We start from the raw sequence: 22,108 nt of genomic DNA on the forward strand, positions 1-22,108 counted from the left end.
TGCTTTCGCAGGGACGACACTGGATATGCGTCTCAGTGCTGGCAATGCCTCATTGCAATGACTCAGCAGTGTTGCAATGCCGCGCAGCCCATCTAGGATGGTACAAAGCGCAACCTTTGACCTCGGCCCGGCCGCCACACCTCGAAAGCCCTGCTTTCGCGGCAGCGGTCTGCCGCGGCATGACCGACGAGATGACAGATGTTCCTGATCGGCCAGTACGACTCGCCCTTTGTCCGCCGCACCGCGATCGCGCTGCGGCTTTATGGCTTGCGCTTCGAGCACAGGCCATGGTCGACCTTCGGCGATGCGGAGAAAGTTGCGACGTTCAATCCGGTGCAGCGGGTGCCGACGCTGGTGCTCGACGACGGCGAGGCGCTGATCGAGAGCGGGGCGATCCTGGATTATCTCGACGAACTGGTCGGGCCGGACAAGGCGATGATTGCGCGTTCCGGCATCGAGCGGCGCCGGCATCTGCGCATCATGGCACTGGCGACCGGGCTTGCCGACAAGGCGGTCAGCCTGGTCTACGAGCGCGTGCTGCGCAAGGAGCAGCTCAAGCTGTGGGTCGAGCGCTGCGAGGGGCAGATTGCCCGCGTGCTCGCGGCGCTGGAGCAGGAGCGGACGGCGGTCGAGACGCCCTATTGGTTGGGCGATCGCATCGGTCATGCCGACATCGCGGTGGCCTGCGCCTTGCGGTTCACCGGCGAAGCACATCCGCATCTGTTCGACGCGCGCTATCCGGCGCTGCGGGCGCATGCGGCGCGCTGCGAGGCACTGCCGCCGTTCCAGGAGATCGTGCAGCCGCTGGCGCCGCCGAAAGGGTAGGGATCGTGTGCGCTCTCTATCGTCATTCCGGGGCGACGCGCAGCGTCGAGCCCGGAATCCATTTCACCACAGATGATGCGGCATGATGGATTCCGGGCTCTCGCTGCGCGAGCCCCGGAATGACGATGGATCTGGCGAAGGCCAGGACGACAGCGCTGAATGCGGTGCGGGCGGATGGTCAGTCGCGCTAGTCGCCAACTCTCCATCCCACGCGCCCCCGCAACGCGCGCTACGGGCTACCCATTGCCAGCCCGATCTTCTATGGTGGCCGTTCGGTTTGCGTGTTGCGCGAACGTGATAAATCCATGATATCAAAGGCTTAAGGCTCGGATCGAAGCCTTTGGAGGGCGGTTTGACGCGGTATATTTCGACCAGGGGCGAGGCCCCGGTGCTTGGCTTCTGCGATGTGATGCTGACCGGGCTTGCCCGCGACGGCGGGCTGTACGTGCCCGAGAGCTGGCCGCAGCTATCGCCGGAGACCATCGCCGGCTTTTTCGGCCGTCCCTATTGGGAGGTCGCGGTCGAGATCATCAGGCCGTTTGCCGCCGGCGAGATTTCCGACGCCGAACTCGGCCGCATGGCCAACGAGGCCTACGCTACGTTCCGGCATCCCGCGGTGGTGCCGCTCGACCAGGTCGGCCCGAACCAGTTCACGCTCGAGCTGTTCCACGGCCCGACGCTGGCGTTCAAGGACGTCGCGATGCAGCTGATCTCGCGGCTGATGGATCATGTGCTCGCCAAGCGCGCGCAGCGCACCACCATCGTGGTCGCGACGTCAGGTGATACCGGCGGCGCCGCGGTCGAGGCCTTTGCCAATCTCGACAATGTCGATCTCGTGGTGCTGTTCCCGAACGGGCGCATCTCAGAGGTGCAGCGCCGCATGATGACGACGACGGGTGCTGCCAACGTCCACGCGCTCGCCGTCGAAGGCACGTTCGACGACTGCCAGGCGCTGGTGAAGGCGATGTTCAACAACCATCGCTTCCGCGACAGCGTCGCGCTGTCCGGCGTCAACTCGATCAACTGGGCGCGCATCGTGGCGCAGGTGGTCTACTATTTCACCTCGGCGGTGGCGCTTGGATCGCCCCAGCGCACCGTCGACTTCACGGTGCCGACCGGCAATTTCGGCGACATCTTCGCCGGCTATGTCGCGAAGCGGATGGGGCTGCCGATCCGGTGCTTACGCATCGCCGCCAACGTCAACGACATCCTGCCGCGCACGCTGAAGACCGGCATCTACGAGGTGCGCGAGGTGCACGCCACCGCATCGCCGTCGATGGACATCCAGGTGTCCTCGAATTTCGAGCGGCTGTTGTTCGAGGCGAGCGGGCGTGATGCCGATCAGGTCCGCCGCCTGATGGCCTCGCTGAATCAGTCCGGCCGCTTCGTGCTGCCGGATGCAACGCTGGCCGCGGTGCGCCGCGATTTCGACGCCGGCCGCGCCGACGAGACCGAGACCGCGGCTGCGATCCGCGCCGCCTGGCGCGAGGCGGGCGATCTGGTCGATCCGCACACCGCGGTGGCGCTCGCGGTCGCCGACCGCGACACCTCGGACTCCAGGATCCCGAACATCGTGCTGTCGACCGCGCATGCGGCGAAATTTCCCGACGCGGTCGAGGCCGCCTGCGGGGTGCGGCCGCAATTGCCGGCCTGGCTCGGCGGCCTGATGAGCAAATCCGAACACATGACGGTCATGAAGAATGATTCAACGGAGGTCGAGCGCTTCGTGCTGTCGGTCAGCCGGGCCGCCAAGCAGGGAGTGGCCTGATGGCCGTTGAAATCACCAAGCTGCCGAGCGGACTGACCGTCGTCACCGACACCATGCCGCATCTGGAAACCGCGGCGCTCGGGGTCTGGGCCGGGGTCGGCGGCCGCGACGAGAAGCCGAACGAGCACGGCATCTCGCATCTCCTGGAGCACATGGCCTTCAAGGGCACCACGCGGCGGTCCTCGCGCGAGATCGTCGAGGAGATCGAGGCGGTCGGCGGCGATCTCAATGCCGGGACCTCAACCGAGACCACGGCCTATTATGCGCGGGTGATGAAGGCTGACGTGCCGCTGGCGCTCGACGTGCTCTCCGACATCCTCGCCAATCCGTCCTTCGTGCCGGACGAGCTGGAGCGCGAGAAGAGCGTCATCGTGCAGGAGATCGGCGCCGCACAGGACACGCCCGACGACGTCGTGTTCGAGCATCTCAACGAGCTCTGCTATCCGGACCAGCCGATGGGCCGCTCGCTGCTCGGCACCGCCAAGACGCTGAAGACCTTCAACCGCGACATGCTGCGCGCCTACCTCTCGACGCATTACCGCGCGCCCGACATGGTGGTTGCCGCCGCCGGCGCGGTCGATCACAAGCGCGTCGTCGAGGACGTCGCGCAGAAGTTTGCGAGCTTCGACGCCACGCCGGCGCCGAAGCCGGTGCCTGCGATGTTCGGCAAGGGCGGCTCGAAGGTGGTGCATCGCGATCTCGAGCAGGCGCATCTGACGCTGGCGCTCGAAGGCGTGCCGCAGACCGACCTGTCGCTGTTCTCGCTACAGGTCTTCACCAACACGCTCGGCGGCGGGATGTCGTCGCGGCTGTTCCAGGAGGTCCGCGAGAAGCGCGGGCTGTGCTACTCGATCTACACTTTCCACGCACCCTATAGCGATACCGGCTTTTTCGGCCTCTACACCGGCACCGATCCCGCCGATGCGCCGGAAATGATGGAGGTGATCGTCGACGTCATCAATGACGCCGTCGAAACCTTGACCGAGGCCGAGGTCGCGCGCGCCAAGGCGCAGATGAAGGCCGGGCTGTTGATGGCGCTGGAAAGCTGCTCATCCCGGGCCGAACAGCTGGCGCGCCATGTGCTAGCCTATGGCCGGCCGCAGACGGTGGAAGAACTGGTGGCGCGGATCGATGCGGTCAGCGTCGAATCGAGCCGCAACGCCGCCCGCGCGCTGCTGTCGCGCAGCCGGCCCGCCGTCGTCGCCCTTGGCAGCGGCAGGGGTCTGGACACGGCGGTATCTTTTGCGGAAGGATTGACGAAGTCGAAGGCAAGGACGCTGCTGCATTAGAAGTTAGCTCTACCTCGCCCCGCTCTTGCGGGGAGAGGTCGAAGCCGGAGGCTTCGGGTGAGGGGTTTGTCCGCAAATCTAGTCTGCGGAATGACCCCTCACCCCGACCCTCTCCCCGCAAGAGCGGGGCGAGGGAGAAGTCGTGGGGAGTGTTGGGCCATGGCCCTGTTTCGTTTGCCGTCCGGTGGACCGGCTGCATTGATGCCGCGCGGTCACGGGCTGTTGCTGCGGGCGCCGCAAATGTCGGATTTCCCGCAATGGGCGCAACTGCGCGAATTCAGCCGCGCCTATCTCACGCCATGGGAGCCGATCTGGCCCTCCGACGACCTCACCCGCGCAGGCTTCCGGCGCAGGCTGCGCCGCTACACCGAGGATATCGCCGCCGACCGCTCCTATCCGTTCATCATCTTCCGCGAATCGGACGGGGTGATGCTCGGCGGTATCACGCTCGCCAATGTCCGCCGCGGCATCGTGCAGGCCGGCACGATCGGCTATTGGGTGGGCCTGCCGCACGCGCATCGCGGCTACATGACGACGGCGCTGCGGGTGCTGCTGCCGTCGCTGTTCGGCGAGCTCAATCTGCATCGCATCGAGGCGGCCTGCATTCCCTCCAATGCGCCATCGATCCGCGTGCTGGAGAAGTGCGGCTTCACCCGCGAGGGACTGGCACGGCGCTACCTCTGCATCAACGGGATCTGGCAGGACCATCTGCTGTTCGGCCTGCTGCACGAGGATTTTGGCGGCTGACCCTTGTGTCTTTTGGCTGATGGCCGGCGTCCCGCGATGCCTCCGGCTGCCTTGGGCTCAAGGATGCCTTGGGTTCGCCGCCATTGCCTTGCTATAACGCCGGCGAAACGGAGGCTGGGATTGAAGGTTCTGGGGATATCGCATGGGTGACAGGGTGATCAGGTTCGCGCTCGCAGCGGCGCTGTCGATCGGGCTCGGGGCCACCCTGCTGCCCCCAGGGGCCTCCGCGCAGTCGCTGAGCGACCGCTTCAAGAGCCTGTTCGGGGGTGGTTCGTCCGACCAGGACAAGCCGGCCGCTCCGGCCGCGCCACAGCAGCTCAATGACGCCGATGCCGAACTGTCCTGTCCGCCGGTGCAGATCCGCTCCGGGGCCTCGACCTATTCGGTGGCGGCGACCGGCAAGGAAGCGGTCGGCAACGACGTCAAGTTCCTGGCCTCGATCACCCGCACCGCGCGGCAATGCAATCTGAGCGGCGGCATGATCACCGCCAAGATCGGGATCCAGGGCCGGATCATCGTCGGTCCCCAGGGCGCCCCGCCGACCATTCAGGTGCCGCTGCGCGTCGCCGTGGTGCAGGGCGGCGTCGGCGAGAAGACGATCGCGACCAAGGCCTACACCACCACGGTGCAGATGGACGAGAGCGGCAGCGTGCCGTTCAGCCTGGTTGCCGAGGATGTCGTCTATCCGGCGCCGTCGCCGGCCGACAACGACAATTACATCTTCTATATCGGCTTCGATCCGCAGGCCCTGAAGCCGGAGCCCAAGCCACGCGCCCCGCACAAGAAGAAGTAGCGCGGCGATCGCGCCACGCAACGTGGGCGGATCGAGCATTTGAAGGCAAACAAAAAGGCCGGCGCGATCAGCTCGCGCCGGCCTTTTTGGTAACCAGTTGTGATCGCGTCAGTTCAGCTTGGAGCGGACTTCGGCGATGCCCTTGCCGATCAGGTCGTCGGCAACCGGGCCCTTGACCGACTGCGACAGGATGGTCGAGGCGGCGGTCACCGCGGCGTTGGCCGCGGCGGCGCGGACATCAGCCACGGCCTGGGCCTCGGCCTGGGCGATCTTGCTCTCGGCGGTCTTGGTCCGCCGCGCGACAAAATCTTCCATCTTGGTCTTGGCTTCGGCCGCGATCCGCTCGGCTTCGGCCTTGGCGCTGGAGATGATGTCCTGGGCCTCGCGCTCCGCGCTGGCGCGGCGTGCCTTGTACTCGCCGAGCAGCTTGTTGGCCTCGTCCTTCAGACGGCGCGCGTCATCCAGCTCGGCCTTGATGCGCTCGGCACGATGATCGAGCGCCGTCAGCAGGGTGCGATGGACGCCGAGATAGCCGAACACGACCAGCAGAACGACGAAGGCGATCGCAACCCAGGTTTCCGGTTCGTAAAACATCGTCTATCCCTTCAGCGACGCGTCGACGGCGCTGTTGACCGCATTCGCGTCCGGCGTGACGCCGGCGAGTTGCTGGACGATGGCGCCGGCCGCATCCGCCGCGATGCCGCGGACGTTGCTCATGGCGCTGGTCCGGGTCGTTGCGATCTGCTTCTCGGCGTCGGCGAGCTTCACCGCCAGTTTCTCTTCCAGCGTCTTGCGCTCGGCTTCCGAGGCCGCGTTCAGCTTCTCGCGGGTCTCGTTGCCGATCGCCTGCGCGTTGGCGCGCGCGTTGGCGAGTTCGGTTTCATAGGCCTTCAGCGCCGCGTCGGACTCGTCCTTCAGCTTCTGCGCCTCGGCCAGATCGCCCTCGATCTTGTTCTGACGTGCGTCGATCGTCCCGCCGACGCGCGGCAGTGCGATACGCGACACGATCAGGTAGAGCGCGACAAATGCGATCGCCAGCGACACCAGCTGCGAGGCGAAATTGGAGGAATCGAACGGCGGAAAGGCTCCGCCGTGATGTCCACCATCGGCCTCGGTGTGGGCGCCGGCCTGCTGGCCTTTTGCCTCGCCATGACTCTCAGCCATGGTGTTCTCCTGTTGCTGTCATGCGCGCCGCCCTTGGACGAACCCCGGGCGGCGCGAAGGAAGTGCCGCTCAGAGCGGAACGAACAGCAGGAGCAGCGCGATCAGCAGCGAGAAGATGCCGAGCGCTTCGGTCACGGCGAAGCCGAAGATCAGGTTGCCGAACTGGCCCTGAGCGGCCGAGGGGTTACGCACCGCAGCGGCGAGGTAGTTGCCGAAGATGATGCCCACGCCGACGCCCGCACCGCCCATGCCGATGCACGCGATGCCCGCGCCGATAAGTTTTGCTGCTGCCGGTTCCATTTGTAGCTCCTTGAGAAAGATAGACAGATTGGTGGGTGGAGATTCCCCGGACCGCTTAGTGTCCCGGATGAATGGCGTCGTTGAGGTAGATGCAGGTCAGGATCGCGAACACGTAGGCTTGCAGGAACGCGACCAGCAGCTCGAGCGCGTACAGCGCAACGGTGAGCGCGAGCGGCAGCACGCCGCCGAACCAGCCGAGCGCGCCGAGCGAGAAGCCGAGCATGGCGACGAAGCCCGCGAACACCTTCAGCGCGATGTGGCCGGCCAGCATGTTGGCGAACAGACGAACGCTGTGCGAGACCGGCCGCAGGAAGAACGACAGGATCTCGATGAACATGACCAGCGGCAGGATGTAGATCGGAACGCCGTGGGGGACGAAGATGCTGAAGAATTTCAGGCCGTTCTTGTAGACGCCGTAGATCAGGACGGTGAAGAACACCAGCAGCGCGAGCGCTGCGGTCACGATCAGGTGGCTTGCGATCGTGAAGGTGTAGGGGATGACGCCGACCAGATTCGAGACGCAGAGGAACATGAACAGCGAGAAGATCAGCGGGAAGAACTTCATGCCTTCCGAGCCGGCCGTGCTGCGAATCGTGGTGGCGACGAACTCGTAGGAGATTTCTGCAACCGATTGCAGCCGTCCCGGAACCAGCTCGCGGCCGCTCGCCAGCATCAGCAGCGCGATCAGCAGCACCGCGATGAACATGTAGAGCGACGAATTGGTGAAGGCGATCGTGTGATTGCCGATGTGGCCGAGCGTGAAGAGGGGCTCGATATTGAACTGGTGGATCGGGTCGATTTTCATCCGCGCGGCTCTTGGTCCACCGGCCATCGTGCCGGTAATCGAATTTCAAATGTCGTGACTTCCCGCCAGCGCTCAGCGCTTGCCCGAGGCCACGCCCGCGGACCTCACCACGTTGACCACGCCGGCGACGAAGCCGAGCAGCGTTAACACGATGAAGCCGAATGGCGACGTCGACAGCAAACGGTCGAACCCCCAGCCAATCGCCGCTCCGACGGCAACGCCCGCGATCAGCTCCGAGGAAAGACGAAAACCGAGCGCCATCGCCGAAGCTCTGGCGGCACTGTCCCCGCTTTCTGTACCGGATTGATCAGTCTTGTTCCTGCGGCTGTCGCGAATTTCTGACAACCGATGATCGAGACTTCCGAGCCTTGCGGAAAGCGCAGCTTCGTCAGGAGGCGATTGATCGCGACTTCCACTTGCGCCGTCGTTGGTGTTTTCAGCCATGCTGCAAACACTAACCGATGCCGCGGTTGATGGAAATTGCGCCCGTCCCCGTCAAAAGCCGCGCGGACCATACTTACCGCGTCTAATCAAGTCAAGATTGCGTCGTAACCAGTTATTGCTTTGATTCTGCTGGATTTATTTGGAGATATTCAAGGGCAGAGTGACGCAGCGATCGCAGTGCAGCAGCTTGCGTGACATTGAGCGATGTTGCGTGGCTTTTGCCGCTCTGCTGGGATCAGTCAAAATCGCTATCGTCTCGTGCAATCAAGGTTCCGCATGCCGCGCCAGATCGACTACTATTTCTCCTTGCAATCACCTTGGGCCTATATCGGCCACAAGCCCTTCGTTCGACTCGTAAGCACTTACGATCTCAAGGTAAATTACCGTCCCGTGCTGCTGGTCGATTTGTTCGCGGAGACCGGCGGATTGCCGCTCGCCAAGCGTCATCCGATGCGGCAGCGCTACCGGATGATCGAGTTGCAGCGCTGGCGCGACAAGCGTGGGCTCAATTTCCATCTGCAACCGGCGCATTGGCCGTTCAACGGACGGCTTGCCGATGGCGTCGTGATCGCGGCGCTCGAGGCGGGCCTCGATCCCGAGCCATTCTTGCAACGCGCCTTTCCTTCCGTCTGGGAGCAACAGCTCAACCTTGCCGATCCTGCGACGCTGGTAAGTCTCGCCGATGCAGCCGGCATGCCCGGGCAGCAGCTGGTCGAGCGCTCAGGCGCCGAGGCGATCAGCGCGGCCTATGAGCAGAACCGCCAGGATGCATTGTCCGCCGACGTATTCGGCTCGCCGGGCTACGTGCTCGATGGCGAGGTATTCTGGGGACAGGACCGGATCGAATTGCTCGAGGACGCGTTGAAGTCGGGCCGCAAGCCCTATAGCTCTGAGGTCTAGGGGCAGGAAATCAGGTTGAGGCGGAGCAAGCCATGCCCATCGCGATGTCGCCGTCGAAACTGTCGATCGCAATTGCCGCCGTCCTGATCTCATGCGGCGCGGCGACGGCGCAAACCACGCCGGACACCGAGAACGGCCGTTACGCCTTGTCTCCGGCCGGCGACGGCTTCCTGCGGCTCGACACGCGCACCGGTGCGGTGTCGACCTGCACCAATTCCAGCGCCGGCTGGGCCTGCTACCTGGTGCCCGACGAGCGTGCGGCGCTGGATGCGGAGATCGGGCGGCTGCAAGTCGACAATGACAAACTCAGGGGTGAGCTTGCGGCGCGCGCACCGTCGGCCAAGACCGACGAAGCGTTGCCGAAATCGGACCAGCTGAAGCAGCCGAAGACCGCCGAGGGCGAGCGCAAGATCGAGATTCCGCTGCCGAGCGACCGTGACATGGATCGCATGATGTCGTTCGTGGAGCGGGCCTGGCGGCGGCTGATCGAGATGGCGAACCGCGTCCAGCGTGACAGCAATGGCGGCAAGATCTGATCTGACGATTGCCACACATACAGTGTCGTCCCGGCGAAGGCCGCGACCCATACGCCGTGATTTCTCGATTTCGACGGCTAGGAGTTGGCGCCTCGCCTGACCAATGAATATCGGTGGTTATGGGTCCCGGGCCTTCGCCGGGACGACGGTCAAGAGGATACATGAGTTCATCGAAGCAATTCTCGCGCTCGGCGCCATCATCCGTCGCGGCGACCAGCATCACGTCGTCGCGATTGCTGGTCGAGACAGCGGGCGCGGGCTTCATCGACATCACGGGCGAGGTCGCAAGATTGCTGCGCGAGGTGCGTGCCGGCGAGGGCGTGGTAACGCTGTTCATCCGCCATACCTCGGCGTCGCTGACGATCCAGGAGAATGCCGATCCGACGGTGCTGGTCGACCTGATGACGGCGCTCGACCGCGCCGCGCCCGAGGACGGTGGCTGGCGTCACGACACCGAAGGTCCTGACGACATGCCGGCGCATATCAAGACGATGCTGACGGCGACCTCGTTGCAGGTTCCGGTGCTCGATGGCGCAATGGCACTGGGCACCTGGCAGGGCATCTATCTGATCGAGCATCGCGCCCGCCCGCACCGGCGCGAGATCGTGCTGCAATTCATCGGCGCCACGCGCTGACGCTTTCGTGTCGCCGCTTGAAACGACATCGGCCGCGGAGCGATCCGCGGCCGATGCATCTTGATTGCGTGGTCGACCGATCAGGTCTTGGAGATGTCGACGTCCTTGGTCTCCGGGATGAACAGCGCGCCGACCACGACGGTGATCGCCGCGAAGATGACCGGATACCAGAGACCGGAGTAGATATCGCCGGTCGAGGCGGTGATCGCGAACGCGGTCGCCGGGAGCAGGCCGCCGAACCAGCCGTTGCCGATATGATAGGGCAGCGACATCGAGGTGTAGCGGATGCGGGTCGGGAACAGTTCGACCAGCATGGCGGCGATCGGGCCGTAAACCATGGTGACGTAGAGCACCAGGATGAACAGCAGTCCGATGACCGAAGCCACCTGCGGACGGAAGACGTCGAACGGATGCGACATCTTCACGACGCCGGCGTCACCCGCCTTCGGATAGCCCGCCGCCTGCACCGCCGCGGTGATCGCGGGGTTCGACGTCTTGGCGTCCGTGTAGGGCACGTCCTTGTCGTTGACCACGACCTTCACCGGCGAGCCGGCCGGGCCAGGCACGGTGGAATACTTCACCGACGACTGGGCGAGGAAGGCGCGGGCGGTGTCGCAGGGCGCCGAGAAGACGCGGGTGCCGACCGGGTTGAACAGGTCGCCGCAGCTTGCCGGATCCGCAACCACCTGCACCTTGACCGTCTCATAGGCCTTTTCCAGCGCCGGGTTGGCGTTGGTCGTGATCATCTTGAAGATCGGGAACAGGGTCAGTGCGCCGATCAGACAGCCCGCCAGGATGATCGGCTTGCGGCCGATCTTGTCCGACAGCGCGCCCCACACCAGGAAGAAGCCGGTGCCGAGCAGCAGCGACCAGGCGATCAGGAGGTTGGCGGTGTAGCCGTCGACCTTCAGGATCGATTGCAGGAAGAACAGCGCGTAGAACTGGCCGGTGTACCAGATCACCGCCTGGCCCATGGTGAGGCCGAACAGCGCGAGGATCACGATCTTGGCGTTGCTCCAGGTCGCGAAGGCTTCGGTCAGCGGCGCCTTGGAGGTCTTGCCTTCCTCCTTCATGCGCTGGAACACCGGCGATTCGTTCAGCCGCAGACGGATCCAGACCGAGATGCCGAGCAGCAGCACCGACACCAGGAACGGAATGCGCCAGCCCCATTCGGCGAAGTCCTTCTCGCCGGTGATGGTGCGGGTGAACAGGATCACCAGCAGCGACAGGAACAGTCCGAGCGTTGCCGTGGTCTGGATGAACGAGGTGTAGTAGCCGCGCTTGCCGAGCGGTGCATGCTCGGCGACATAGGTCGCGGCACCACCATATTCGCCGCCGAGCGCGAGGCCTTGCAGCAGGCGGAGCGAGATTAGGATGATCGGCGCGGCGATGCCGATGGTCTTGGCGTTGGGCAGCAGGCCGACGATGAACGTCGACAGGCCCATGATCAGGATGGTGACGAGGAAGGTGTATTTGCGGCCGACGATGTCGCCGACCCGGCCGAACACGATGGCGCCGAACGGACGCACCAGGAAGCCTGCCGCGAACGCCAGCAGCGCGAAGATATCGCGCGTTGCCGGCGGATAGTCGGAGAAGAACTGCGCGCCGATGATGCCGGCCAGTGAACCGTAGAGATAGAAGTCGTACCACTCGAACACGGTCCCGAGCGACGACGCGAGGATGACGAAACGCTCATCCTTCGTCATGCCGGCGGGCCGCGCCGAGGTTGCAGTCATTGTGGACATCTGGATAGCTCCCCCCGAAATTATTGCTGATGCTCGCCCCCGGCTGGCGGGTTAGGCTCGAATGAGCCTTCGGCTTGCGTTGGAGGGTAACATCGCAGTGAAACCCGCCCCAATAAGACTTTTGGCTTTTGCACGCTTGAACTTATCTTGGGAGGCGAGACCAGGACGAAGCGCCCCCGCGTGCGTCTATTGCGGCGCACAAGCTAAGCGGGTTAACTGCTTTGGCATCTGGTATTACCGGGCCCTTGCGTGGTACTGCCGCGCGGGCGACAACCGAACGGCGCGGGTTTGCCAAAGCCTGCAAGTGGGACTGAGATGAACGCTGCTGCCAATACTCATCTTGTCATCGCCGACGACCATCCGCTGTTTCGCGATGCGTTGCGCCAGGCGGTGTCCAGTGTCGTGAGCTCGGCCACGATCAGCGAGGCCGGATCGTTCGAGGACCTGACCGCGCTGCTGGAACGGGACTCCGAGGTCGACCTGATCATGCTCGACCTGTCGATGCCGGGGATCAGCGGCTTTTCCGGGCTGATCTATCTGCGGGCGCAATATCCGGCGATCCCGGTGGTCATCGTCTCCGCCAGCGACGACGCCGGAACCATCCGCCGCTCGCTCGACTTCGGCGCCTCGGGGTTCATCCCCAAGCGCTTCGGCGTCGAGACGCTGCGGGATGCCATCATGAAGGTGATGGAGGGCGACGTCTGGGTTCCGCCGGATACCGATCTGTCGGCTGCCGGCGATCCCGACATGACCCGGCTGCGTGACCGTCTGGTGACGCTCACCCCGCAACAGGTGCGGGTGCTGATGATGCTGTCCGAGGGGTTGCTCAACAAGCAGATCGCCTACGAACTCGGCGTCTCCGAGGCGACCATCAAGGCCCATGTCTCGGCCATCCTCCAGAAGCTCGGCGTCGAAAGCCGGACCCAGGCCGTGATCGCCGCCGCCAAGATCGCCGGCGGCCAGTGGCGCCAGGGCACGCCGTCGAGCTGACGTGGAATTCGTAGGATGGGTGGAGCGAAGCGATACCCATCACTTGAGCGTCCGAACCCGCAACTATGACAGGTTACCGCCGCAATTTCGTTGCCGGAGGCTGTTTCTTCTTCACCGTTAATCTAGCGGATCGGCGACGCCGGCTGCTGATCGAGAATATCGAAATATTACGGACCGCGTTTCGGGAGACTCAGAGGCATCATCCGTTCACGATCGATGCTATCGTAGTGTTGCCTGACCATCTGCATACCGTCTGGACCCTGCCGGACGGAGAGACGGATTTTTCTACCCGATGGCGGTTGATCAAGACTTCTTTCTCCCGACAACTCGCCGGCGGAGAACCGATCTCAACTAGCCGGGCCGGCAAGGGGGAGCGCGGAATTTGGCAGCGCCGCTACTGGGAGCACACGATCCGCGACGAGACCGATTTTGCCCGGCACATCGATTACGTTCACATCAATCCCGTAAAGCACGGGCTCGTCACCAAGGTGAGCGATTGGCCGTATTCGTCGTTTCGTCGCATGGTGAGCGACGGCGTCTATCCAGACGATTGGGCAGGGGGCGTTTCTGGCCTTGATGGCGAGTTCGGCGAGCGTTGAACAAGCTGGGAGATGATGGGTATCGCTTCGCTCCACCCATCCTACGGTTTCGTTGCAAACCGCTACTGATGATGCTGTCCGAGGGGCTGCTCAACAAGCAGATCGCCTATGAGCTCGGCGTCTCCGAAGCGACCATCAAGGCCCATGTCTCGGCCATCCTCCAGAAGCTCGGCGTCGAAAGCCGGACCCAGGCCGTGATCGCCGCCGCCAAGATCGCCGGCGGCCAGTGGCGCCAGGGCACGCCGTCGAGCTGACGTTACCGGACCGCCGTGATCCGGTAGGCGCAGCGTCGTGCGCCGGCCAGGATGTGATCGACGCGTTCGATCGTGACATCGGGCCCCAGCACCGCGCGGAACACCGCAAGCTCCGAGCGGCAAAGACCCTGGCAGGCCGCCGCCGCGGCGCAGATCGGACAGTGGTTCTCGACCAGAAGAAAGCCGCTAGCGTCCTTGAGCACACTCGCCATATAGCCTTCCCGGCTGCGCAGCCGCGCCAGTGATGCCAATCGCCGACGTAGCGAGCCCTCCGTTCCAACCGCCTTGCGGTAGTCGGCGATGCTGGCGCGTTCCCGATGCTCGATCAGCGTCTCCATGCCGCGCTCGCCAAACACCGCCTGCATCGAGCGCAGCAGATCGAGCGTGAGATCGGAATGGCGGTCGGGGAAGCGCTCGTGACCGCGCGGCGTCAGCCGCCAGTATTTCCGCGGCCGGCCGCGGCCTTCCCGCTGTTGGTCGCTTGCGACGAGGCCGGCCGCTTCGAGCTTGACGAGGTGCTGACGCGCGCCGGCCGGCGTCATCTCGAGGCGCGCGCCGATCTCCGCGGCGGTCTGCGGGCCGCGGGTCTTCAATTGGAACAGGATGCGATCCTGGCTACGGGGGTCGTCTTGACTCACGGAAATATTTTAGAAACAAGATGCTACCTAAAATAACACGATTGCTGTCGCAGGCAACTGCCGGAGCGTCGGTCCGGAAGGAGGCTTCCGACATGAAGCAGGACGTGGTTCAGGAGGGGTGGCGATCGCTCCTCAAGCGCGAATGGATTCCGACACTCGCCATCCTGCTCGGTGGCGTCCTGCTGCAATCCATGAACGTGCTGATGCTGACGACGGTGTTGCCGTCGATCGTCGGCGAGCTCGGCGGCGTCACGATGTTGAGCTGGCCGACCACCGCCTATCTGGCTTCTTCCATCGTCGCGGCAAGCTGCGTCGGCGTGCTGTCGACCACCTTCGGTGCACGGCGGGTCTATTGTGCCGGGGTCGTGATCTTCGGCCTCGGTGCCGTGCTGTGTTCGCTCGCCCCGGCGATGGGATGGATCGTGGCCGGCCGGCTGATCCAGGGATTTGGCGGCGGTCTGGAGGCCGCGGTGGCCTATGTGCTGGTGCGCGCGACGTTTCCCGAGAGCATGTGGTCGCGAACCATCGCCCTGATGTCGATGAGCTGGAGCATGTCGGTGCTGATCGGGCCGCTGGTCGGCGGACTGTTCGCGCATTTCGCCAGCTGGCGCGGCGCCTTTGTCGCGAGTGCCGCGACCGCCGTCGTGCTCGCGGTCGCAGCCTTCTTCGTCCTGTCGCCCGCGACCGCCTCGCGGCCGACGTCGGCGGCGCGCGTGCCGCTCGGCCGCGTCGCGCTGATCTGCCTTGCGATCGCCGCGACGTCAGTCACGTCTGCCGTGGGGTCGTCATGGCTGAAGCTCGGGCTGATCGTGACTGCGATCCTGGCGTTTGTCGCGATGCTGCGGCTGGACCGCACGGCGCCGACGCGGCTGCTGCCGAGCGATGCGTTCTCGTGGCGCAGCGGAACCGGCGTCGGCCTCTGGGTTGCGCTGCTGCTCTGCATCACCTTCAGCCCGCTCCAGATCTACGTGCCGATGTTCCTCCAGCAATTGCACGGCTTCGACCCGCTCTCGGCCGGATTCGCCGTCGCCTGTGCGTCGATGGGGTGGAGCGTGGCCTCGATCCTGACGGCCGGCCTCTCGGGCCGCTCGGCCGACCGTTTGATGCTGATCGGCCCGGTCATGATGGGGGCAAGCCTGATGGCGATCGCGCTGCTTGGCCCGAATGCGACGGCGTCCGTCGTGCTGCTGATTCCGGCCATCGCGCTGCTGGGCGCCGGCATCGGGCAATGCTGGCCGCTGGTCGCGCATCGCATCATGGACAGCGCCAGGGCGGGCGACGAGGTGGTCGCGGCATCGTCGGTGCCGACCATTCAGCAGATGGGATTTGCATTTGGTGCCGCGATCGCCGGCCTGGTCGCCAATGCCAGCGGATTGGCGGCGGCGGTCGCTGACGCGACGATGCAGCGCGCGGCGTTCTGGGTGCCGGTAAGCTTTGTCGCATGGGCCATGCTTGCGTTTGTCGCGGGGCTGCGCTTGCGCGCCCTGCGCCGGCGCGTGTGAACGCTTCGGACCGCGCGGAGGTTACTCCGCCGCCACCATCTGCTGCGTCCGCCATTGTCCGAGCAGGGCACGCAGCGAGGCCGGTTTGACCGGCTTGTTCAGCACTGCGATGTTCTCCTCGCGCGCGGCGGCGCGCACCGCGGGGCTGCGGTCGGCGGTGATCAGGATCGCCGGGATGTTGTCGCCGAAGCGGCGGCGGATTTCGCGGATCGCGGCGACGCCGTTGCCGCGGTCGAGGTGATAGTCGACCAGCACGCCGGTGACGCGGCCGCCGGCGGCCTCGATCGCGCTGATCGCGCCGTCGGCGTCGAGCACCGCGATCACCTCGGCGTCCCACGCCGTCAATAGCGTCTTCATGCCGTCGAGGATCGCAGGATCGTTCTCGATGCAGACGATCAATGAGCCGCTCATCGGCGTCTTCGACAGCGGCGTGGTGCTGGTGACGGCGGCGGTGTGGTTGACCGCGGCCGCGACCGGCACGGTGACCGAGAACGCCGAGCCGCCGCTGAGATTGGCCGAGATCGCGATGCGATGGTTGAGCACCCGCGCCAGCCGTTCGACGATCGACAGCCCGAGGCCGAGACCGCGGGCGATGCGGGCGCCCTGTTCGAGGCGGTGGAATTCCTTGAAGATCTCGCCGCGCTTCTGCACCGGGATGCCGACCCCGGTGTCGAAGATGCTGATCTGGAGCGCGTCGCCGCGGCGGCGGCAGCCGATCAGCACGCGGCCGCGCGGGGTGTATTTGATCGCGTTGGAGATGAAGTTCTGCAACAGCCGGCGCAGCAGCGAGCGGTCGGATTCGACCGGCAGCGAGCAGGCCACGAAGCGCAGATCGAGGCCCTTGTCGCGGGCGATCGGCATGAACTCGATCTCCAGCGAGCGCATCAGATCCGCCATCCGGAAGCTCGTGATCGCCGGGGTCATGGCGCCGGCATCGAGCCTGGAGATGTCGAGCAGCGCGCCCAGGATGTCCTCGATCGCCTCGAGCGAGTCGTCGATGTTCTCGACCAGGCGGGAATCCTCACCGCCGTTCTGGCGCTCGACCAGGCTCGTGACATAGAGCCGCGCCGCGTTGAGCGGTTGCAGGATGTCGTGGCTGGCGGCCGCCAGGAAGCGGGTCTTGGAGGCGTTGGCGTCTTCCGCGATCCCCTTGGCGAGCGCGAGCTCCGAGTTCAGCCGCGTCAGCTCCTCGGTGCGGTCGCGCACCCGCTTCTCCAGCGTCGCATTGGCGCGCTCCAGCGCCTCGGCGGCCTCGAAGCTCGGGGTGACGTCGGAGAAGGTGATGACGAGCCCGCCGCCCGGCATCCGGTTGGCGCGCACTTCGATCACCAGATGACGGTCGGTGAAGCGCTCCAGATAGGGCTCGCCCTCGGTGGTGTAGGCGCGCAGCCGCAGCGCGAGCAGGCTGTCGCCGTCGCCCGTCGCCGGCGGGCTGATCGCGCCCATGAATTCGAGGATCTCGGCCAAGGGGATGCCGAGCTGCACCAGATGCTGCGGCAGCCCGAGCAGTTCGGAGAACTGCCGGTTGGAGCAGATCAGCTGCAAATCGGCGTCGAACACCGCGATGCCCTGGCGCACATGGTTGAGCGCGGTTTGCAGGATCTCGCGGTTGAAATGCAGCGCGGCGTGGGAATCGTCGAGCAGCTTCAGCGCCGCCTTGGCCGACACCGTGCGCCGCTGCAACAGCAGCGACATCACGAGCCGTGACGACGCCGCGCCGATCGAGGAGGCGATCAGCCGCTCGGCGTGTTGCAGCAGCTCGAAATCGGCCGGCGCCGCGGTTTGCAGCACGATGTTGCGGTCGGCGGCGAATGCGGCGAAGGCCTCGCGGGTGCGGTCGGGGCCGAGATATTGCGTCACCGTGCTCTGGATGTCCTGCACCGTCACCGTGGTGCGCCAGCGCCGGAAGCTCGGCGCGATCGGTGCCGCGCTGGGCACGAATACGTCGGCCTGCAACAGCTCGATCGCGGACGGCGCGCGCGCCAGCGAGAACAGCACATAGGTGAGGATGTTGAGCCCGAGGCTCCACAGCACGCCGTGCAGCAATGGCGGCAGGTCGGCGTCGAACAGCGCCTGCGGTCGCAACGCCTCGATCCCGAATGGTCCATGTTGCAGCAGCATCAACCCGGCGGTCGAGTTCTCCAGGAAGCTCGGCACGAACAGCGTGTAGAGCCACATCGCGAAGCCGACCAGCATCCCCGCCATGGCGCCGCGCGCGGTGGCGCGGCGCCAGAACAGGCCGCCGAAGAATGCCGGCGCGAGCTGCGCGATCGCGGCAAAGGACAGCAGGCCGATCGCGACCAGCTGGGTATTGCCGAGTGCGCGATAGTAGAAATACGCCAGCACCATGATGGCGAAGATCGAGAAGCGGCGCGCCTTCAGCAGGAAATCGCCGAAATCCTTCTGGCCGATCCGGGCGTCGTCGCTGCGCGGCAAGACCAGCGGCAGCACGATGTCGTTGGAGACCATGATCGAGAGCGCGACGCATTCGACGATCACCATCGCGGTCGCGGCCGACAGCCCGCCGACGAACACCGCGAGGCTGAGCAATTGCGAATTGCCCTCGATCGGCAGCGCCAGCACGAACATGTCGGCGTCGACCGCGCCGAACGGGAAGATCACCAGGCCGGCGATCGCGATCGGAATCACGAAGACGTTGATCACGACGAGGTAGAGCGGGAACAGCCAGCGCGCCCGGCTGACCTCGGCGGCGTTCGAATTCTCCACCACGCTGACATGGAACTGGCGCGGCAGCAGCATGATCGCGCAGAACGACAGCAGCGTCATGATCAGGAAGTTGCCGACCGACGGCACGTATTCGATCGCGCGCACCGCCTCCGGCGTCTTCAGCGCGCGCTCGTAGAGCTCGACCGGGGAGAACATCCAGAAGGTGACGAAGGCGCCGGCGGCGATGAAGGCGACCAGCTTGACGATGGATTCGGCGGCGATCGCCAGGATCAGGCCGTGCTGGTGTTCGGTCGCGTCGCTGTGGCGGGTGCCGAACAGCACCGCGAACACCGCCATCGCCAGCGTCACCATCAGCGCGATGTCGCCGAGGATCGGAATTTTCGAGAACGCCTGGTCCTCGCTCAGGATGGTCTCCAGCGAGGAGGCCATCGCCTTCAGTTGCAGCGCGATATAGGGCACCGAGCCGATGATCGCGATCAGCGCCACGGTGGCGGCCACCTTCTGGCTCTTGCCGTAGCGCGCGGCGATGAAGTCGGCGATCGAGGTGATGTTCTGCGACTTGGCGAGCGCGATCACGCGGCGCAGCAGCGGCGTGCACAGCCCGATCATCACGATCGGGCCGACATAGATCGCCAGGAAGTCGACGCTGGTGCGGGTGGCGAAGCCGACCGAGCCGAAGAAGGTCCAGGACGTGCAGTAGATCGCGAGCGACAGCGGATAGATCCAGGCGCTGGCGCGGCCGCGCGCGCCCGGCGACATCCGGTCGCCGCGGCTGGCAATGAAGAACAACAATCCGATGTAGGCGAACGCCGAGGCGATCACGCCCCAATCGTGCAGCATCGCTGCTCATCTCCCGTCCCGGCCGCTGGGTGGGCCGGGTCTCGGGATTATAACGCAAAGGGCCGGCCGCGCGATGCACGGCCGGCCCGAATTCGGGGTCGGAAACCGATAGGGTTACTCGGCGGCCAGCGACTTCTGGCGCAGCGGCAGGCCGAGCCGGTCCCAGACCTGGAGCAGGGCTTCGGCCAGCGCGTCGACCAGCCCGTCGTCATGGTAGGGCGAGGGCGTGATGCGCAGCCGCTCGGTGCCCTTGGCCACCGTCGGATAGTTGATCGGCTGGATGTAGATGCCGTGGTCCTCGAGCAGCATGTCCGAGGCGCGCTTGCACTTCTCGGGGTCGCCGACGAACAGCGGCACGATATGGGTGTCGCTCGACATCACAGGCAGGCCGGCGGCGGTCAGGATCGCCTTGGTGCGGGCGGCGCGGTCCTGGTGGCGCTCGCGCTCCCAGTTCGAGGTCTTCAGATGGCGGATCGCGGCGGTCGCAGCCGAGCAGATCGCCGGCGGCAGCGCGGTGGTGAAGATGAAGCCCGGCGCGTAGGAGCGCACCGCGTCGATGATCTCGGCGCGGCCGGCGATGTAGCCGCCGAGGCAGCCGAACGCCTTCGCCAGCGTGCCCTCGAGCACGTCGATACGGTGCATCACGCCGTCGCGCTCGGCAATGCCGCCGCCGCGCGGGCCGTACATGCCGACCGCGTGCACCTCGTCGACATAGGTCATGGCGCCGTATTTTTCTGCGAGATCGCAGATCTTGCCGAGCGGCGCGACGTCGCCGTCCATCGAATACAGGCTCTCGCAGACGATCAGCTTCGGCCGGTCGCGGCCGGCGGCGATCAAGAGCTGTTCGAGATGCGCGACGTCGTTGTGGCGGAAGATCTGGCGCTCGCAGCCGGCCTGGCGCACGCCCTCGATCATCGAATTGTGGTTCAGCGCATCCGACAGGATCAGGCAGTTCGGGATCAGCTTGGCCAGCGTCGAGATGCCGGTCTGGTTCGAGACATAGCCCGAGGTGAACAGCAGCGAGGCTTCCTTGCCGTGCAGGTCGGCGAGCTCGGCCTCGAGCGCTACCAGCGGATGATGGGTGCCGGCGATGTTGCGGGTGCCGCCGGCGCCGGTGCCGACCCGGGTCGCGGTCTCGACCATGGCCCCGACCACCTTGGGGTGCTGGCCCATGCCGAGATAATCGTTGGAGCACCAGATCACGACGTTGCGGCTGCCCTTCGGCGAATGCCAGGTCGCGTGCGGGAAACGTCCCGCGATCCGCTCGAGGTCGGCGAACACCCGGTAGCGCCGCTCGTCATGCAGGCGGTTGAGGGCGGTGTTGAAAAACTGGCTGTAATCCATCGGCAAACCCAGAAAGCGGAACCTGACCGGAATAGCTGCTTCTTCTTAGAGCTTTTCCAGCTCTAATGTCCATGCAATGACTCACAGCTCGGCATGCGTCGCAGCTGGGCAAATTGCCCTAGCGCGGGGTTTTGGGTTTGATTTTGCTCAAATCGCCGGACGGGGCGCCGCCCGGCCGGGCTCAGGTGGTGCGGAAGCGCAGCATGCCGTCGTCATGCATCCGGGCCGTCAGGCGGCCCTCGACCAGCATGTAATTGACATGGGCGACCAGTTCGCCGGCGGCGAAGCCCATCTGGTGCTCGTCCAGCACGTGCTTGTGGAACACCACGGGCACCAGCTCCTTGGAGGTCTGCGGCACCTCGCGGCAGGCCTCGGCGATCAGCCGGCAGCGCTCCTCATGGTGGTCGGCGAGCTGCTTGATCCGGGTCTTCAGCCCGTAGAACGGCACGCCGTGGCCGGGCAGCACCATCACGTCATAGGGCAGAGTGGTGGTCAGGCTCGCCAGCGAGGCGAGGTACTCGCCGAGCGAGTTCTGCTCGGGCTCGACCGCCCAGACGCTGACATTGGGCGAGATCTTGCTCAGCACCTGGTCGGCGGACAGGAACAGCTTGTCGGCGGCGCAATACAGCATCACCTGGTCGAGCGCGTGACCGCCGCCGGTGATCACCTTGAAGCGCCGCGTGCCGATCACGACCTCGTCGCCATGGGTGAGGCGGTGGTAGGACGGCGGCAGCACCGACACCCGCTTCAGGTAGTCCTGGCCGCGGCCGAGCAGCTTCTCGGTCAGGTCCTCGTCCATGCCGTGGCGGCGGAAGAACAGCCGCTGCGCGTTGCGCCGTTCCTCGGTGCCGCGGTTCTGGTGATAGACCGATTGCAGGTATTCGACCTGCGACATGAACAGCGGGCAGTCGAAGCGCTCGGTGACCCAGCCGGCGAGACCGACATGGTCGGGGTGCGAGTGGGTCACGATCAGCCTGGTGACCTTGACGTGCTTCAGCGGTCCCTCGAACAGCGTGGTCCAGGCCGCGATCGATTCCTCGTTGCCGAAGCCGGAATCCACCATGGTCCAGCCGTCGCCATCGGCGAGCAGGTAGATGTTCACATGGTTGAGGCGGAACGGCAGCTTCAGCCGCGCCCACAGCACGCCGGGGGCCACTTCCACGACCTGGTCGTGGCCGGGATGGTTCTCCCAAGGGTATCGCAATGCCTCTGCCGAGGAGGGCAGGCTGTCGGTCTTCTTGTCCATGCTACGGGCTTAGCGGCACATTGCCCGCTGCGCCAGCCGAAAAATCAGATAGCCGT

Annotated in this window: 21 protein-coding genes and 1 pseudogene; 12 read left to right on the forward strand and 10 right to left on the reverse strand. The window is 65.3% G+C overall.

The window, feature by feature from the left end; all coding sequences use genetic code 11:
* The first annotated feature begins 198 nt into the window (after positions 1-198).
* The 5 genes from B2W55_RS03360 to B2W55_RS03380 all read left to right on the forward strand — a co-directional run bounded on the left by B2W55_RS03360 (position 199) and on the right by B2W55_RS03380 (position 5,422).
* A complete protein-coding gene (locus B2W55_RS03360; RefSeq protein ID WP_024578996.1) occupies positions 199-825 on the forward strand; it encodes a glutathione S-transferase family protein in 627 nt (208 codons plus the stop codon).
* 352 nt (positions 826-1,177) lie between these two features.
* On the forward strand, positions 1,178-2,593 hold the full coding sequence (thrC, locus tag B2W55_RS03365) for a threonine synthase (protein ID WP_024578997.1): 1,416 nt from the start codon (positions 1,178-1,180) through the stop codon (positions 2,591-2,593).
* Positions 2,593-3,882: a M16 family metallopeptidase gene (locus tag B2W55_RS03370; RefSeq protein ID WP_024578998.1), complete on the forward strand. Its 1,290-nt coding sequence runs from the start codon at positions 2,593-2,595 to the stop codon at positions 3,880-3,882. The genes thrC and B2W55_RS03370 overlap by 1 nt, the downstream gene beginning before the upstream one ends.
* A 159-nt stretch (positions 3,883-4,041) precedes the next feature.
* Positions 4,042-4,629 carry a GNAT family N-acetyltransferase gene (locus tag B2W55_RS03375; protein WP_024578999.1) on the forward strand — a complete coding sequence of 196 codons (588 nt, stop codon included), beginning with the start codon at positions 4,042-4,044 and terminating at the stop codon, positions 4,627-4,629.
* A 142-nt stretch (positions 4,630-4,771) separates the two neighbouring features.
* The gene (locus B2W55_RS03380) at positions 4,772-5,422 is read left to right on the forward strand and encodes a hypothetical protein (RefSeq protein ID WP_024579000.1); all 651 of its coding nucleotides are present in this window, start codon (positions 4,772-4,774) and stop codon (positions 5,420-5,422) included.
* A gap of 108 nt (positions 5,423-5,530) precedes the next feature.
* On the opposite strand, the gene B2W55_RS03385 is transcribed toward B2W55_RS03380, so the two are convergent.
* The 5 genes from B2W55_RS03385 to B2W55_RS03405 all read right to left on the reverse strand — a co-directional run bounded on the left by B2W55_RS03385 (position 5,531) and on the right by B2W55_RS03405 (position 8,135).
* Positions 5,531-6,016 carry an ATP F0F1 synthase subunit B gene (locus tag B2W55_RS03385; RefSeq protein WP_024579001.1) on the reverse strand — a complete coding sequence of 162 codons (486 nt, stop codon included), beginning with the start codon at positions 6,014-6,016 and terminating at the stop codon, positions 5,531-5,533.
* Between the two features lie 3 nt (positions 6,017-6,019).
* Positions 6,020-6,586, reverse strand: coding sequence for a F0F1 ATP synthase subunit B (locus B2W55_RS03390; RefSeq protein ID WP_024579002.1), 567 nt, complete (start codon positions 6,584-6,586; stop codon positions 6,020-6,022).
* A 69-nt stretch (positions 6,587-6,655) separates the two neighbouring features.
* Positions 6,656-6,886: a F0F1 ATP synthase subunit C gene (locus B2W55_RS03395; RefSeq protein ID WP_016847054.1), complete on the reverse strand. Its 231-nt coding sequence runs from the start codon at positions 6,884-6,886 to the stop codon at positions 6,656-6,658.
* Between the two features lie 55 nt (positions 6,887-6,941).
* Entirely contained in the window at positions 6,942-7,691 is a 750-nt protein-coding gene (locus B2W55_RS03400; protein ID WP_024579003.1) for a F0F1 ATP synthase subunit A, read from the reverse strand.
* A 72-nt stretch (positions 7,692-7,763) separates the two neighbouring features.
* The gene (locus tag B2W55_RS03405; RefSeq protein WP_024579004.1) at positions 7,764-8,135 is read right to left on the reverse strand and encodes an AtpZ/AtpI family protein; all 372 of its coding nucleotides are present in this window, start codon (positions 8,133-8,135) and stop codon (positions 7,764-7,766) included.
* Between the two features lie 276 nt (positions 8,136-8,411).
* Here B2W55_RS03405 and B2W55_RS03410 point away from each other — a divergent pair, with 276 nt between their 5' ends.
* The 3 genes from B2W55_RS03410 (at position 8,412) to B2W55_RS03420 (ending at position 10,206) form a co-directional block, all read left to right on the forward strand.
* A complete protein-coding gene (locus B2W55_RS03410) occupies positions 8,412-9,035 on the forward strand; it encodes a 2-hydroxychromene-2-carboxylate isomerase (protein WP_024579005.1) in 624 nt (207 codons plus the stop codon).
* 32 nt (positions 9,036-9,067) lie between these two features.
* The gene (locus B2W55_RS03415) at positions 9,068-9,571 is read left to right on the forward strand and encodes a hypothetical protein (RefSeq protein ID WP_024579006.1); all 504 of its coding nucleotides are present in this window, start codon (positions 9,068-9,070) and stop codon (positions 9,569-9,571) included.
* Between the two features lie 161 nt (positions 9,572-9,732).
* Entirely contained in the window at positions 9,733-10,206 is a 474-nt protein-coding gene (locus B2W55_RS03420; protein ID WP_024579007.1) for a secondary thiamine-phosphate synthase enzyme YjbQ, read from the forward strand.
* A gap of 80 nt (positions 10,207-10,286) precedes the next feature.
* Here B2W55_RS03420 and B2W55_RS03425 read toward each other — a convergent pair whose 3' ends face one another.
* Positions 10,287-11,912 (reverse strand): MFS transporter, encoded by a 1,626-nt coding sequence (locus B2W55_RS03425; RefSeq protein ID WP_024579008.1) that lies wholly within the window; start codon positions 11,910-11,912, stop codon positions 10,287-10,289.
* Between the two features lie 354 nt (positions 11,913-12,266).
* On the opposite strand from B2W55_RS03425, the gene B2W55_RS03430 reads away from it, so the two are divergent.
* From B2W55_RS03430 to B2W55_RS03440, 3 genes and pseudogenes are all read left to right on the forward strand, one after another.
* A complete protein-coding gene (locus B2W55_RS03430) occupies positions 12,267-12,941 on the forward strand; it encodes a response regulator (protein WP_024579009.1) in 675 nt (224 codons plus the stop codon).
* 65 nt (positions 12,942-13,006) lie between these two features.
* Positions 13,007-13,540 (forward strand): REP-associated tyrosine transposase, encoded by a 534-nt coding sequence (locus tag B2W55_RS03435; RefSeq protein WP_024579010.1) that lies wholly within the window; start codon positions 13,007-13,009, stop codon positions 13,538-13,540.
* Between the two features lie 62 nt (positions 13,541-13,602).
* Positions 13,603-13,794, forward strand: a pseudogene (locus B2W55_RS03440) (response regulator transcription factor); the annotation flags it as partial.
* 2 nt (positions 13,795-13,796) lie between these two features.
* Here B2W55_RS03440 and B2W55_RS03445 read toward each other — a convergent pair.
* Positions 13,797-14,432 carry a helix-turn-helix transcriptional regulator gene (locus B2W55_RS03445; RefSeq protein WP_024579012.1) on the reverse strand — a complete coding sequence of 212 codons (636 nt, stop codon included), beginning with the start codon at positions 14,430-14,432 and terminating at the stop codon, positions 13,797-13,799.
* A gap of 92 nt (positions 14,433-14,524) precedes the next feature.
* On the opposite strand from B2W55_RS03445, the gene B2W55_RS03450 reads away from it, so the two are divergent.
* A complete protein-coding gene (locus tag B2W55_RS03450) occupies positions 14,525-15,934 on the forward strand; it encodes an MFS transporter (RefSeq protein ID WP_160306694.1) in 1,410 nt (469 codons plus the stop codon).
* A gap of 21 nt (positions 15,935-15,955) precedes the next feature.
* Here the strand turns inward: B2W55_RS03450 and B2W55_RS03455 are convergent, their stop codons facing one another.
* The 3 genes from B2W55_RS03455 to B2W55_RS03465 all read right to left on the reverse strand — a co-directional run bounded on the left by B2W55_RS03455 (position 15,956) and on the right by B2W55_RS03465 (position 22,052).
* Positions 15,956-19,462, reverse strand: coding sequence for a PAS domain-containing hybrid sensor histidine kinase/response regulator (locus B2W55_RS03455; RefSeq protein WP_024579014.1), 3,507 nt, complete (start codon positions 19,460-19,462; stop codon positions 15,956-15,958).
* Between the two features lie 114 nt (positions 19,463-19,576).
* A complete protein-coding gene (gene hemA, locus B2W55_RS03460; protein ID WP_024579015.1) occupies positions 19,577-20,806 on the reverse strand; it encodes a 5-aminolevulinate synthase in 1,230 nt (409 codons plus the stop codon).
* 181 nt (positions 20,807-20,987) lie between these two features.
* Positions 20,988-22,052 (reverse strand): MBL fold metallo-hydrolase, encoded by a 1,065-nt coding sequence (locus B2W55_RS03465; protein WP_024579016.1) that lies wholly within the window; start codon positions 22,050-22,052, stop codon positions 20,988-20,990.
* Positions 22,053-22,108 lie beyond the last annotated feature (56 nt).

Source organism: Bradyrhizobium sp. UBA2491 (genome assembly GCF_002341725.1).
Taxonomy (GTDB): Bacteria; Pseudomonadota; Alphaproteobacteria; order Rhizobiales; family Xanthobacteraceae; genus Bradyrhizobium.

Excerpts from the sequence above, each read along its gene's own strand:
- B2W55_RS03455 (WP_024579014.1), bottom strand. The coding sequence starts at position 19,462 with ATGCTGCACGATTGGGGCGTGATCGCCTCGGCGTTCGCCTACATCGGA.
- hemA (WP_024579015.1), bottom strand. The coding sequence starts at position 20,806 with ATGGATTACAGCCAGTTTTTCAACACCGCCCTCAACCGCCTGCATGAC.
- B2W55_RS03435 (WP_024579010.1), top strand. The coding sequence starts at position 13,007 with ATGACAGGTTACCGCCGCAATTTCGTTGCCGGAGGCTGTTTCTTCTTC.
- B2W55_RS03405 (WP_024579004.1), bottom strand. The coding sequence starts at position 8,135 with ATGGCTGAAAACACCAACGACGGCGCAAGTGGAAGTCGCGATCAATCG.
- B2W55_RS03425 (WP_024579008.1), bottom strand. The coding sequence starts at position 11,912 with ATGACGAAGGATGAGCGTTTCGTCATCCTCGCGTCGTCGCTCGGGACC.
- B2W55_RS03385 (WP_024579001.1), bottom strand. The coding sequence starts at position 6,016 with ATGTTTTACGAACCGGAAACCTGGGTTGCGATCGCCTTCGTCGTTCTG.
- B2W55_RS03410 (WP_024579005.1), top strand. The coding sequence starts at position 8,412 with ATGCCGCGCCAGATCGACTACTATTTCTCCTTGCAATCACCTTGGGCC.
- B2W55_RS03390 (WP_024579002.1), bottom strand. The coding sequence starts at position 6,586 with ATGGCTGAGAGTCATGGCGAGGCAAAAGGCCAGCAGGCCGGCGCCCAC.
- B2W55_RS03420 (WP_024579007.1), top strand. The coding sequence starts at position 9,733 with ATGAGTTCATCGAAGCAATTCTCGCGCTCGGCGCCATCATCCGTCGCG.
- B2W55_RS03360 (WP_024578996.1), top strand. The coding sequence starts at position 199 with ATGTTCCTGATCGGCCAGTACGACTCGCCCTTTGTCCGCCGCACCGCG.
- B2W55_RS03370 (WP_024578998.1), top strand. The coding sequence starts at position 2,593 with ATGGCCGTTGAAATCACCAAGCTGCCGAGCGGACTGACCGTCGTCACC.
- B2W55_RS03380 (WP_024579000.1), top strand. The coding sequence starts at position 4,772 with ATGGGTGACAGGGTGATCAGGTTCGCGCTCGCAGCGGCGCTGTCGATC.
- B2W55_RS03375 (WP_024578999.1), top strand. The coding sequence starts at position 4,042 with ATGGCCCTGTTTCGTTTGCCGTCCGGTGGACCGGCTGCATTGATGCCG.
- B2W55_RS03400 (WP_024579003.1), bottom strand. The coding sequence starts at position 7,691 with ATGAAAATCGACCCGATCCACCAGTTCAATATCGAGCCCCTCTTCACG.
- B2W55_RS03395 (WP_016847054.1), bottom strand. The coding sequence starts at position 6,886 with ATGGAACCGGCAGCAGCAAAACTTATCGGCGCGGGCATCGCGTGCATC.
- B2W55_RS03465 (WP_024579016.1), bottom strand. The coding sequence starts at position 22,052 with ATGGACAAGAAGACCGACAGCCTGCCCTCCTCGGCAGAGGCATTGCGA.
- B2W55_RS03415 (WP_024579006.1), top strand. The coding sequence starts at position 9,068 with ATGCCCATCGCGATGTCGCCGTCGAAACTGTCGATCGCAATTGCCGCC.
- B2W55_RS03430 (WP_024579009.1), top strand. The coding sequence starts at position 12,267 with ATGAACGCTGCTGCCAATACTCATCTTGTCATCGCCGACGACCATCCG.
- B2W55_RS03450 (WP_160306694.1), top strand. The coding sequence starts at position 14,525 with ATGAAGCAGGACGTGGTTCAGGAGGGGTGGCGATCGCTCCTCAAGCGC.